12 protein-coding genes are annotated in these 13,282 nt (G+C 37.0%); 10 read left to right on the forward strand and 2 right to left on the reverse strand.

Features of this window, described 5'->3' with window-relative positions; translation table 11 throughout:
- Positions 1–214 precede the first annotated feature (214 nt).
- The 5 genes from FB379_RS13885 to FB379_RS13905 all read left to right on the forward strand — a co-directional run bounded on the left by FB379_RS13885 (position 215) and on the right by FB379_RS13905 (position 5,083).
- Positions 215–541, forward strand: a complete 327-nt coding sequence (locus tag FB379_RS13885; protein ID WP_144598225.1) for a circular bacteriocin, circularin A/uberolysin family — start codon at positions 215–217, stop codon at positions 539–541.
- 67 nt (positions 542–608) lie between these two features.
- On the forward strand, positions 609–2,285 hold the full coding sequence (locus FB379_RS13890; RefSeq protein WP_144598226.1) for a hypothetical protein: 1,677 nt from the start codon (positions 609–611) through the stop codon (positions 2,283–2,285).
- Positions 2,278–3,003, forward strand: coding sequence for an ABC transporter ATP-binding protein (locus FB379_RS13895; RefSeq protein ID WP_117017319.1), 726 nt, complete (start codon positions 2,278–2,280; stop codon positions 3,001–3,003). Before FB379_RS13890 ends, FB379_RS13895 begins: the two co-directional genes overlap by 8 nt.
- Positions 3,000–3,554: a stage II sporulation protein M gene (locus tag FB379_RS13900; RefSeq protein WP_130158051.1), complete on the forward strand. Its 555-nt coding sequence runs from the start codon at positions 3,000–3,002 to the stop codon at positions 3,552–3,554. The genes FB379_RS13895 and FB379_RS13900 overlap by 4 nt, the downstream gene beginning before the upstream one ends.
- Positions 3,555–4,432: 878 nt before the next feature.
- Positions 4,433–5,083, forward strand: coding sequence for a cupin domain-containing protein (locus FB379_RS13905; protein ID WP_066248124.1), 651 nt, complete (start codon positions 4,433–4,435; stop codon positions 5,081–5,083).
- Between the two features lie 439 nt (positions 5,084–5,522).
- On the opposite strand, the gene FB379_RS18490 is transcribed toward FB379_RS13905, so the two are convergent.
- Both FB379_RS18490 and FB379_RS13910 read right to left on the reverse strand, forming a co-directional pair.
- A complete protein-coding gene (locus tag FB379_RS18490; protein WP_158640204.1) occupies positions 5,523–5,663 on the reverse strand; it encodes a hypothetical protein in 141 nt (46 codons plus the stop codon).
- Positions 5,664–5,893: 230 nt separating this feature from the next.
- Positions 5,894–6,658, reverse strand: coding sequence for a DeoR/GlpR family DNA-binding transcription regulator (locus tag FB379_RS13910; protein ID WP_063387636.1), 765 nt, complete (start codon positions 6,656–6,658; stop codon positions 5,894–5,896).
- 311 nt (positions 6,659–6,969) lie between these two features.
- Between FB379_RS13910 and iolA the strand changes: the two genes are divergently transcribed.
- The 5 genes from iolA to iolE all read left to right on the forward strand — a co-directional run bounded on the left by iolA (position 6,970) and on the right by iolE (position 13,277).
- Positions 6,970–8,433: a methylmalonate-semialdehyde dehydrogenase gene (gene iolA / locus FB379_RS13915; RefSeq protein ID WP_063387635.1), complete on the forward strand. Its 1,464-nt coding sequence runs from the start codon at positions 6,970–6,972 to the stop codon at positions 8,431–8,433.
- A gap of 179 nt (positions 8,434–8,612) precedes the next feature.
- The gene (gene iolB / locus FB379_RS13920; RefSeq protein WP_144598227.1) at positions 8,613–9,428 is read left to right on the forward strand and encodes a 5-deoxy-glucuronate isomerase; all 816 of its coding nucleotides are present in this window, start codon (positions 8,613–8,615) and stop codon (positions 9,426–9,428) included.
- Positions 9,429–9,454: 26 nt separating this feature from the next.
- Positions 9,455–10,432, forward strand: coding sequence for a 5-dehydro-2-deoxygluconokinase (gene iolC / locus FB379_RS13925; protein ID WP_094245022.1), 978 nt, complete (start codon positions 9,455–9,457; stop codon positions 10,430–10,432).
- Positions 10,433–10,457: 25 nt separating this feature from the next.
- Positions 10,458–12,368, forward strand: a complete 1,911-nt coding sequence (gene iolD, locus FB379_RS13930; protein WP_144598228.1) for a 3D-(3,5/4)-trihydroxycyclohexane-1,2-dione acylhydrolase (decyclizing) — start codon at positions 10,458–10,460, stop codon at positions 12,366–12,368.
- 15 nt (positions 12,369–12,383) lie between these two features.
- Complete coding sequence (gene iolE, locus FB379_RS13935; protein WP_144598229.1) at positions 12,384–13,277, forward strand: myo-inosose-2 dehydratase; 894 nt, start codon at positions 12,384–12,386, stop codon at positions 13,275–13,277.
- Positions 13,278–13,282 lie beyond the last annotated feature (5 nt).

The following is a 13,282-nucleotide window of genomic DNA, read 5'->3' on the forward strand; positions in this document are numbered from 1 at the left end:
GGCAAGGGATGAGAGTCCGAAAGCGCTTACGGATGAAATTCAAAAAAATGGTTCGCTAACCTATGACTTACATCTATTTTCAGCGAACCAAAAAATTCCCACAAAGTCTTGACTGACTCGTTATATGGAATTTAATTTACAATTAACCCTATATGTGGTAATATAGGGAATTAAAGGGGCTTGTATAAAATTGCTAATTTAGGAGGTAGTAACAATGAAGCAATGTGTAGACCTGAAAAAAATTGTGATTTTAGGATTACTTGCTAGTCTTTTAACTTTTGCATTAGGTTTAATGTCAGCTCAAGTTACTACTGAAATAGGAACTGTAAATTCATCTTTCGCATTATTAGCTACTAAACTCGGAATTAAACAGGCTACAGCAGGGCTTATTATTGATTTGGTTTCTGGAGGTTCAACCCTTTGGTCAATTGTTGCGGCAGTAGCTGGAATTAGCGGCGCCGGATTAATTGCAATTGGAGGTATTACTGCAATTAAAGCCGTTATTAAAAAGTCAGGAAGAGACTTTGCTATTTCTTGGTAATTAAAGCTGGAAGATTACAAGCCCCCTCTTTTTTCTGTTTACCTAGTCAGGAGGTGCCAGTTAAATAATGTTTACTAGTAATTCTGTCTTTTCTTTTTTAGATAAAATGATCAATATAATAAAATATAACAGAAAATCTGCTCTGCGAAAATTTTTAGTAGACTGGCAGCTGGATAAAATTGATCTTAGAAAGATATATGCATGGATTACACTCATTATGATTTTTATTATGAGTGCTTTGTTTTTTTTAACAGTATTTTTAACTGGTTATATCATCAAGGATCTAGATGCAAATACATGGTTAAATGTCTTTTTGAGCTTTGTAATATTTCTTGCTTTCTTCAACTCATTAAGTTTCTTTAATAAAAAATCTTCTGTTTTTTATTATGACACGACAAAAATGTTGTCTCAATTAAAAAGTTATAGAGTGTTGCAAGTCATTGCTTCTATTTATGGTGACTCATTGAAAAATACAGTGATAATGTGGTTCGTTTTGTTAATGCCTGTAGTTTTAGGGATACATATAAATTACTCAAGTTTTGAGCTGAAATTTTTGATTTACTATTTTCCGCTAATTATTCTATTAAGTTTAATAATGACTATGTTTTTTTCATACTTCCGCTTTTTGTTTTCCCATTTTTTTTATATACAATCACTGCGTTTATTAAATCGCTTTTTTCTATTTATAGTCGTTGGGCTCTTATTTTTTTTATTACCCTTCACGATCGCTTCACTGTTATTCAATTCACAAAAATTTGGAATTAAATTAGCAGATATTGTGATAAAATATCAGTCTTTTTTAATGGAACTCGGTCTGCCTAAGGACATATATAATCTCGAGTTTCATAAACTTTTCATCGTTTTTCTTTTCATGCTATTCATAGCTGGTGTATTCACTTTGATATGGATCAAAACATTAAATCATTTAGATTTAATACCTTATTACCAAATTCGTACCCATAAAAGCTCTATATCTGATAAAGATAAGTTCATGAATACGAATAAATATTTTTTTGTAAAAGACATACTTCATATTAAGCGTGTTAGTTCATGGTTTATTGGGCATATAGGAAAAACTATATTTGGCTTGCTAGTATTTATCGGAATCGCCTTGCCAGTCGTACAACATTTTATTGATTCAACATCACCGTTGTTTTTTTTATCCATTATAACAGTATTTGCTTTTGCCATATTTCAAATTGTTGGCGAATCACTAAAAATGATATTAGCGATTGATACAGAGGCCAAGAATATACACTTGCTTGTTTATACCAAATATACAATGTGGGATATTGTCAAAGAAAAATGGTATATATATTTTATTTTTACATTTCTAGTCACTTTTTTCGTCGTCTTATTATCTTCTGTTTTTATAAATGTAAATATTTTTCTGTATGCTTTATCAATCACTATTATGCTCACCTATGGTGGACTGAGTGGTTTATTTCAAATATTCTCAACAGCGTTATACCCACGGATAAATTGGGAGCATCCCTATGAAATTGGTGAATCCCATAAAGCTAATTTTATAGAAAGCATTTTAAATAATGGTCTAACTTATCTATACACGGTTTTCATAGGAGGATTACTGATCGCAGATCAATTTTTCGGATTAAAATTAAACACTATGGTTGCATGTATTCTTATATTAATTCTCGTTGCTTTTTTCTTTTGCGCTTATGCCATCGTTGCTGCGTATACTAAACAAATTTCAGTCAGGGAGGTTTTCTTAAAAAATGATTAAGGTGAAAAATTTATCTAAAAGATATGATGAAAATATCGTTTTAGATAACCTTAATTTCCAAGTGGATACGGGTTGTATCTATGGGATTGTTGGTACGAATGGTGTTGGGAAAACTACCTTTCTACGTATCCTTGCAGGTTTATCCAAACCAGATAATGGTGAAATATACATTGATAATATGAATCCTGTTGGTAATAAAAGCAATAAAAAAATAAGTTTTGTTCCTGATTCCGCTTCTTTATATGAATATTTAAGCGGGGAAGAATATCTTTTGTTCTTTGCATCTATTTTAGATGTTCCGAAAGAGTTGCGAAAAGATAAAGTTTCTTATTTAATTGACCTCTTCAATTTAACATCAGCAAAAGATGAATTGATTAAGACATATAGCCACGGAATGAAACAAAAGGTATCTATTGCATCAGCATTATTGAACGATCCAGATATATTATTATTAGATGAACCTTTGACAGGAATCGATTTAATCAATTCACATATTATAAGACAGTATATAAAAAAGTTTGTAAAAGCAGATAAAACAGTTATTCTAACGACACATTTACTTGAATTGGCACATTCTCTATGCGATAAAATAGGGATTTTACATAAAGGTAAAATTGTCGAGGAATTTTCAACCAATAAATTAAGTCTCGATTCAATAGAAAAGCGTATTACATCAGTTTACTTAGGTAAAAATTCTGGAGAAATGATGAGCAAATGAATTTTCAGGGAAGGGGTATAAAAGATGTTGTTCGTAAGCTTGTATCTAATAACAAAATATTGTTTGTCATTTCTTTACTTTTATTTTTTGGGGGGATGGCAGGGGGGTATTTGTTTAGAATAGATGCAGTAAGAGGAGACTTAAACTATATACAGGCTTCTGATGTAGAAAACTTACTTTTTAATAATATAAAGGCATCACTAGTTATTGCTTCAGGATTACTTTCTCTTGGTATTTCTACTGTTATATTTTTGATAACTAATGGGTTAATAGTCGGTTCCTCTATTCAGCAGCAATTGGAGCTTGGATTGTCTATTTCAAGTATTTTTGTAAAGCTAATCCCGCATGGAATATTTGAGATACCTGCGATATTAATAAGTGGAATCATTGGATTAAAAGGCGTATCAATTATTATTGAATATTTCCGTACTTCTTTAAGTGCAAAACAGCTAATAAAACAGACGTTATTTGAAATAACCCTATTAACCAGTATAATATTAATTTTCCTTACATTGGCAGCAATAATAGAATGGTATATAACCCCATTATAATATTGGAGGTCATGTCATGAGTGCAAAATTTGCAAATTTTCTATCAACTGCCCTTTTTTTCTTAGCATTGATCGTTATAGTACTAACTAAAAATCTATATTTAAGTTTATTCCCCTTAATTTTATCTATGTTTATTCTTGCTTGGCAATTAGGAGGAAAGATAAACAATAAAATGTTAAAATTCATTTTTTTGGGCTTTGAATTTCTGTTTCTTTTTATACTCTCATTTTTTTTAATAAATCATCTTCTTACGAGGGGTATATAAATGAATATTATGAATAAACCAAGTATCAAGTTAGTATGGTTTGGAATATTGGTAAATTAGTTATTGTTTAACATTTTATTTTTTACAATTAGGAAGTGCTCTTCTTTCAAACAGAATGCTGAATTTATAACCATTGACCAAGGAAGGCTTAGGCAGTATGTGATTTGCTTATCCCAAAAAGTATAGTCTTACATTGGTCAGTTGTGCAACTATTTTCGAATTAAAACAAAGTCATTATTGTTTTCAAAAATGATTTTGACTGAAAAATAACTGGCCAAATCACAAAATAGAGATGACGTTGATATTGAGCTGCCTGATGTTTTTGCAACGATAAAAGTTCAACTATTTCGCTCCGATTAATGTGTACGTCTTCATGACAAAATTCCATCCTGCATAGATAGCGAATCGGTCAAGGGGAAAATTGCCTTTGGCTGCGAGAAAGCCCAAGGAAGTTTCGGCATATTACCCTTTTTGGAAAAGATTATCCCTAATTTTTTATCGCCCATATTTTAGGTACAGGGAGATCTTTGGCTTTTTTATTTAGGTACTTGCACTACTAATACGTGTCTGCATAGATTATGGTGAAATATTTAAACACAAAGGATGAGTGCACATGGTTGCATATTTGGATTACACATCACCTAAAACGCAATTCACCTTCGATGTCAACAAGAGTAGATCGTTCACAAAGGATAAACACAACTTTATAAATATCTTGGGAATTAAACAGTTAAACACATTAGAAAACATATCTTTATTGGATATTTTTTTAAGCAAAAATAATGTTATAGAACCTCACTATCATCAAAATGCAGCTGAGCTGGTCTATTGTATTTCCGGTGCTGCCACTGTCTCGATGTTGAACCCATTTACAAAACAAATTCATAACTATCCAATTAAGCCGGGGCAGGTGGTAAATATTCCGCAAGCATGGTGGCATTACGAAGTAGCAACCAAGGATAATACACACCTTCTGGCAATATTTGATGCCCCGACTCCTGAGGTGATTTTAGGTTCAGATATCTTAAAGCTTACTCCGTCAAATATCATGGCGCATACTTATTGCCTGAATGAACAGGAATGGAAGAAAACTATAGCTCCTATTCAACCGAACACATTTATCGGCCCACATAAAAACTGTAAACGTAAGAAATATGAAAATGATCAAACTAGATCGACCCGCCAAAATCCAAATTATATCCATCATTACCATCATTACCCTTATAATTACCCATTCGCATCTTATAGTCCCAGCCTTTTCTAAGACAGAGCCTTTAAAGGAGGTATTTTTCCTTTGATAGGTTTTGTTTTGAAAATTTACTAAAAATTCCAGTCGTATGATACAGTTCCTGATTATAGAAATCTTATGGCAATTCTCTTTTTTGTTGAAACCATCTCTTAGATGAGGAAAAGGTGGTTGGAAACATTGCTTCGTAAGCTGTTGGGGTATAATCACCGGAAGAATATTTCAGGAAGAACTATGCTAAGCAAATATGCGGCTGTGAGCGACATGTGGTGTAGCTCCTCAACTCATAAATTCGTTTCGCAAATATTCTTAAACCCTTGGGCAATCCAGTAAAAGACTTTGCCCAAGGGTTTTATGTTTGCCGAAGGAGGTTTTCATGATTTGCCTTAAAAATCTTTATACATACTTTGCAACAGTTAGTTCCCAAAACGAAAAAAAGGCGGGGGTTTTTGCATAACTAAGTTGATTTTTGATCAAGCGGTGTTGAAGGGAGGGCTTCTCTGTTTGCAAATTGTCCAATTGTAACCGCAGGTTTAAATACTTTTTGCCAATTGGTTCGACCAGCAGCTTGAAAATAGAATAATCGAATGGCTTTCACTCTGTTGTGTCCGATAAAATAAAAAAATTTACACTTATCTACTGAATGAATCAATTTCTTCCTGTTCCATAGAATAACAGGAACGATTTCGAAAATCTATTAAAATATGTCTCCATCGTTAAAAGGTGAACAAGCTTGAGGAAGTCATGATGAGAACAAGGATTCAGTCTCCTCAAAAACAATTTGACAAAAGAAAAAGCTGCTAGCCGCTTGTCATCCATGTTTTATGTTTAATTTTCATTATCAGCAATGACAAGCTGGATATTGTGTTTTTTGGCAAATTCCTGGTATTGCTCGCTCGGAGCAGTGTCCGTAATAATATAATCAACCTCATCAAGACGGCAATAAGTCATTAAAGCGTATTTATCAAATTTATCATGATCTACCAATAAATAAACTTGTTCACTTCTTTTTACAATTGTTTGTTTTATTTCGCTTTCAAGCGGGGAAGAGTTCGTTACGCCATTTGAAATGGAGATGCCGGTTGATGCCATGAAAGCTTTATTAATATTGTAGCTTTGTAATATATCCATATTTTTGAGACTGACAAACGATTTCGTTTTACGTTCAAATACTCCACCTGTTGTCAGAACGTTTAAGTTTGGATAAGGGTACGAATTTATAATAAAGTCCAAATTGTTTGTGATGATCGTAACCTGTTTTGTTTGCAAATATTCCACCATTTCCAATGTTGTTGTTCCCGAATCAATATAAATAATATCGCCGTCCTCAACATATTTTGCGGCTGCTTTGGCAACGGCTTTTTTCTGCTTTTGATTGCGGGTTTGTCTGACCGTAAATGATTCTAATGTTGTATGATTAACAGCAACTCCTCCGTACACCTTTTTGATCGTTCCCCGTTCAACTAATTGTTGAACATCGCGCCGGATGGTGTTTTTTGACACATTGAATTCCTTAACAAGTTCGTCCAACGAAACGGTTTGATGTTCAAAAACATATTTTTCTATTTGTTCTATTCGTTTAGATTTTAACATGTGGATCCCTCTTGCTTTCTTTAGTTTTCACTGGCTAATATTTGAAACAAATTATAAAGTTAACCAAAACTTAACCATCAACGTTAATTATATCTATATTACCCTATAAGTTCAATAATAATGAAGATTTAGCCGATTAGTCGCAGAAATATTTTTAAATTTTTGTTGACTGAAAACGCTTTTAATATTATCATAAAAATCGAGATATAACCAAAATATAACTAATATATAACAATAATATCATCAATTTTTTAAAAAACATACCAACTATTTATGATCAACTAGTGTTGATGAATTAAGGGGGACAGAAAATGTCTAACGCATTAAAATTAAAAAATTACATTAATGGCGAATGGGTTGAAAGTAAAGCAACAAAATATGAAGATGTTTACAATCCTGCTACAAAAGAAGTAATTGGCCAAGTTCCGCTTTCTACAAAAGAGGAAGTGGATGAAGCTGTAGAAGTTGCCAAAAAAGCTTTTGAGGAATGGAAAAACGTCCCTGTTCCTCGCCGTGCAAGAATTCTATTTAATTTTCAGCAGCTGTTAATAAAGCATAGGGAAGAATTAGCGCGGATCATTACGATTGAAAATGGAAAAAGTTATTCTGAAGCATTAGGAGAAGTTCAGCGCGGAATAGAAAATGTAGAGTTTGCGGCAGGAGCGCCTACTTTAATGATGGGGGATTCCTTATCAACGATTGCGACTGATATTGAGGCGACCAATTACCGCTATCCGATCGGCGTGGTCGGCGGGATTACTCCGTTTAACTTCCCGATGATGGTGCCTTGCTGGATGTTCCCAATGGCAATAGCGCTTGGCAATACTTTTATATTAAAACCATCTGAAAGAACACCGCTCTTAATCGAAAAATTAGTCAACTTGTTTACAGAAGCGGGTCTTCCAAAAGGTGTATTAAATGTGGTAAATGGAGCGCATGATGTTGTCAATGGAATTTTGGATCATCCGGATATCAAAGCGATTTCGTTCGTTGGCTCCAAGCCGGTTGGCGAATACGTTTATAAACGGGCTAGTGAAAATTTAAAACGTGTTCAGGCGTTGACTGGAGCGAAAAACCATACGATTGTGTTAAAGGATGCCAACTTGGATGATGCTGTTACCAACATTATTTCTTCAGCATTCGGATCAGCAGGAGAACGATGCATGGCATGTTCAGTTGTGACGGTGGAGGAAGAAATTGCTGATCAATTTATCGCCAAGTTAAAAGAAGAAACAGAAAATATTAAAATGGGCAACGGCCTTGATGACGGTGTCTTGCTAGGACCGGTCATCCGAGAAGAAAATAAAAAACGCACGATCCGTTATATTGAAAAGGGTGTTGAAGAAGGCGCAACCTTGGTATGTGACGGACGCAATCGCGCAACTGACGACGGGTTTTTTATCGGACCTACGATTTTTGACAATGTTACAACCGATATGACCATTTGGAAGGACGAAATTTTTGCACCTGTCTTATCGATCATTCGGGTGAAACATTTAAAAGAAGCGATCGAAATTGCAAATAGATCTGAGTTTGCCAACGGCGCATGTATTTTTACAACGAACGCTCAAGCCATTCGCTATTTCCGCGAAAATATTGATGCAGGTATGCTAGGCGTTAACTTAGGAGTGCCGGCTCCAATGGCGTTCTTCCCGTTCTCCGGATGGAAGTCTTCGTTCTTTGGAACATTGCACGCCAACGGAAAAGACAGCGTTGATTTTTATACGCGCAAAAAGGTTGTAACAGCGCGCTATAAAACGCCAAGTTTTGAATAATAGATTGGTAATGTGATAGAAGATTCATCCTTCAGGCTCATTATTCAGCTTCATGAGCCTGAAAATGAATCGGAAAAGAGAGCGCGACGGCTTTGTCAAAAGCTTTAAGAAAACAATTGTTTTTTCGGTTTTCTTTCCTTTAAGAAAAAGAAAACCGCCGCCATGTGAGGGAGGTATATATGAGTCATTTGCTGCGAAAACCGAACAATAAAGAAATCGAAAAGGGAGTAATAGTTGTTCATGAAGTAACATCAGAAAACTCTCCTTTGGAATATGTGGGATTTAAAGTCATTGATTTAGATCCGAACGCAAAATATTCGGAATTATTAGGAAACCAAGAATGCTGCATCGTCGCCTTAACGGGAAAAATTAATGTTTCAGTCGGTGATGAAAATTTCAAAAATTTAGGCACGCGGGAAAGTGTTTTTGAAAAGATCCCGACGGACAGCGTATATGTTTCCAATCAGCGCCATTTTGAGGTTGAAGGAGTAACAAAAGCGCGCGTTGCCTTATGCTATTCCCCGTCTGAACGTCAGCTGCCTACGAAATGGATTAAAGCAGAAAATGTAGGAATCGAGCATAGGGGGATACTTAACAATAAACGTTTTGTCCACAATATTTTGCCTGATTCAGATCCAAGTGCGAATAGTCTTTTAGTGGTGGAAGTGTTTACGGAAAGCGGCAATTGGTCAAGCTATCCTCCGCATAAGCATGACCGTGATAACTTACCAAATGAGTCGCTATTGGAAGAGACCTATTATCATGAAATGGATCCGCCTCAAGGATTCGTTTTTCAGCGAGTTTATACGGACGATCGTTCACTAGATGAAACGATGACAGTTGAAAACGGTGATGTTGTCATCGTGCCGAAAGGATATCATCCGGTCGGCGTACCAGACGGTTATACCTCTTATTATTTAAATGTTATGGCAGGCCCGAAACGGATTTGGAAATTTTACAATGACCCTGATCATGAATGGATATTGAAACGTTAAAAAATACAAGGAGCTGTTTATCAAAGATGAGATATGATTTCAATACTGACAGAGAATTTGACATCATTGCAATTGGCCGTGCATGCATTGATTTAAACGCTGTGGAATACAACCGTCCGATGGAAGAAACGATGACTTTTACAAAATATGTTGGAGGCTCTCCGGCTAATATTGCCATTGGCTGTTCAAAATTAGGGCTGAAGGCTGGATTCATCGGAAAAATTTCAGACGATCAGCATGGTCGTTTTATTGAGCAGTATATGCGCAATGTTGGGGTTGACACATCCCATATGGTCGTTGATCAGGAGGGGCATAAAGCCGGATTGACTTTTACAGAAATTAAAAGTCCGGAAGACTGCAGCATCTTAATGTATCGTGAAAATGTAGCAGACCTCTATTTGAAACCGTCCGAGGTAGATGAGGAATATATCAAAAGATCCAAAATTTTGCTTGTTTCCGGTACGGCGCTATCTAAAAGCCCTTCGAGAGAAGCTGTTTTGAAAGCGATCTCTCTGGCGAAAAAACATGATGTGAAAGTCATATTTGAATTGGATTATCGCCCGTACACTTGGATATCTACTGATGAAACTTCTGTTTATTATTCATTGGTGGCGGAAAAGGCAGACGTTGTGATCGGCACCCGCGACGAATACGATATCATGGAAGGAACAAAAGACGGGAAAAACGAGGAGACCGTTCGCTATTTATTTCAGCATTCGCCCGACCTGATTATCATTAAGCATGGCGTTGAAGGCTCTTATGCGTATGCGAAATCAGGTGAAACATTTCAAGCGAATGCTTATCGGACAAAAGTATTAAAAACGTTCGGTGCAGGGGATGCATACGCTTCAGCCTTCTTGTATGCGCTAATTACAGGCAAGGACATTGAGACGGCTTTAAAATACGGGAGCGCCTCAGCAGCTATTGTCGTCAGCAGACACAGCTCTTCTGATGCAATGCCGAAAGCAGAAGAAATCGAACAACTCATTGCCGAAAGATCATAATTGAATACGATCAGGGGTGAAAAAGATGGGAACTATCCGGTTGACAACAGCTCAAGCTTTAATCAAATTTTTGAACCAACAATACATTCACGTTGACGGTAAAGAATTTCCCTTTGTGGAAGGAATCTTCAATGTGTTCGGACATGGCAATGTTTTAGGAATTGGTCAGGCGCTTGAGCAAGATCCCGGCCATTTAAAAGTAATTCAAGGGAAAAATGAACAAGGAATGGCGCATGCAGCCATTGCTTACAGCAAACAAATGCTTCGGCAAAAAATATTTGCCGTCACCACGTCGGTTGGACCGGGGTCGGCCAACTTGGTCGCGGCAGCGGGTACAGCTCTTTCCAATAATATTCCCGTCCTTCTGCTCCCTGCAGATACCTTTGCAACCCGCCAGCCTGATCCTGTTTTGCAGCAAGTGGAACATGAATATAGTACGGCGGTGACAACCAATGATGCGCTCAAGCCCGTATCAAGATATTGGGATCGGATCACACGCCCTGAACAGTTGATGTCAAGTTTAATCAGAGCTTTTGAAGTGATGACAGATCCGGCCAAAGCGGGTCCTGCGACCATCTGCATTTCGCAAGATGCCGAAGGGGAAGCGTTTGATTTTGATGAGAAATTTTTTGAAAAACGGGTGCACTATCTTGACCGCAAATTGCCGACTGATCGAGAGCTAAAGGGAGCTGCAGAATTAATAAAATCAAGCAAAAAACCACTTATCATTGTGGGCGGCGGTGCAAAATACTCCCAAGCGAGGGATATTTTAATCAAGCTTTCCGAGAAGCACGATATTCCGCTTGTCGAAACGCAAGCCGGAAAATCGACAGTCGAATCAACATTTAAAAATAATTTGGGCGGAATCGGAGTAACCGGAACATTAGCTGCCAATAAAGCGGCTAAAGAAGCGGATTTGATTATTGGAGTGGGAACAAGATATACAGATTTTACGACTTCGTCGAAAACAGCGTTCAATTTTGAACAGGCAAAGTTTTTGAACATTAATGTCAGCCGTTTGCAGGCCTATAAAATGGATGGTTTTCAAGTAGTCGCAGACGCCAAAACAACTTTGGAGCTGTTATTCCCGCTGTTGGACGGGTATAAAAGCGAATTCGGAGATCAAATTGTCGAATTAAAAGAGGAGTGGCTGAGAGAGCGCGACCGTTTAAGCAAGATAGTGTTTGACAGGGAAAACTTTACACCGGAAATAAAAGATCAGTTTTCCCAAGAAGTGCTGAATGAATATGCAGATGCGTTAAATACAGAATTGGCGCAGACCACTGCATTATTGGCGATTAATGAAGCGGTTTCGCCTGACAGTATCATCATCGGTTCAGCTGGTTCATTGCCTGGAGATCTTCAACGCTTATGGCATTCAACAGAACCTAACACATACCATATGGAATACGGGTATTCGTGTATGGGATATGAAGTATCGGGTGCTTTAGGAATCAAGCTTGCGCAGCCTAACAAAGAAGTTTATGCCATGGTCGGCGACGGCAGCTTCCTCATGCTGCATTCTGAACTGGTTACAGCCATTCAATATAATCATAAAATTAATATTTTGCTGTTTGACAACTCAGGATTTGGCTGTATTAGCAACCTGCAAATGGGCAATGGAATGGGAAGCTATTATTGCGAATTCCGAACACATGACAATCAAATCATGAACATTGATTATGCAAAAGTGGCTGAAGGCTACGGAGCCAAAACTTACCGTGCCAATACAGTCGAAGAATTGAAAGCAGCATTAGAAGATGCCAAGAAACAAAATGTATCTACTTTAATAGAAATGAAAGTGCTTCCAAAGACCATGACAAATGGCTATGAAAGCTGGTGGCATGTCGGGGTTGCGGAAGTCTCTGAGAAGGAAAGTGTGCAAAAAGCATTTAAAGAAAAACAAGAAAATTTAAAAACTGCCAAACAATATTAAAGAAGGAGACAAACAATGGGAGAGCAAGACATCTTATGGGGAATTTCGCCGATTGGCTGGAGAAATGATGATATACCGGAAATCGGAGCTGAAAATACGTTGCAGCACCTTTTAAGCGACATTGTTGTCGCAGGTTTTGAAGGCACCGAAGTTGGCAGCTTTTTCCCTGAGCCGAAAGTGTTAAACAAGGAATTGAAGCTGCGAAACTTAAAAATAGCAGGACGGTGGTTTAGCAGTTTTATTATCCGCGACGGCATAGAAGAAGCTAAACGGGCTTTCCATCAGCATTGTCAATACTTGTATGAAGTTCATGCAGATGTGGCAGTAGTTTCTGAGCAGACTTACAGCATTCAAGGTACCGATAAAAATGTTTTTTCCGAAAAGCCGCACTTTACAGATGCCGAGTGGACCCAATTGTGCGAAGGTCTGAACGAACTGGGAAAAATCGCTGTGCAGTACGGTTTGAAATTAGTTTATCACCATCATATGGGAACGGGGGTTCAAACCCTTCCGGAGATTGATCGGTTAATGGAAAACACTGATGCAAACTACGTGCACCTGCTCTATGACACAGGCCACATCTATGTTTCCGATGAAGATTGCCAGCAGCTATTAAACAAGCATATTGACCGCATAAAACACGTGCACTTTAAAGATGTAAGAAAAAAGATAATGGAGGAGTGCAAAAAAGAAGGAAAATCATTCATGAATTCCTTCTTAAGCGGAATCTTTACGGTACCAGGGGACGGCTGCATTGATTTTACCGTACTTTATCAAAAACTATTGGACCATCAATACAAAGGATGGATTATCGTTGAAGCCGAACAAGATCCGTCAATAGCCCATCCATTGGAATACGCTTTAATTGCTCGTAAGTATATAAATGAAAAATTATTAAACAACTCTTAAGCAGG

This window comes from Aeribacillus composti (genome assembly GCF_007827555.1).
Classification (GTDB): domain Bacteria; phylum Bacillota; class Bacilli; order Bacillales; family Aeribacillaceae; genus Aeribacillus; species Aeribacillus composti.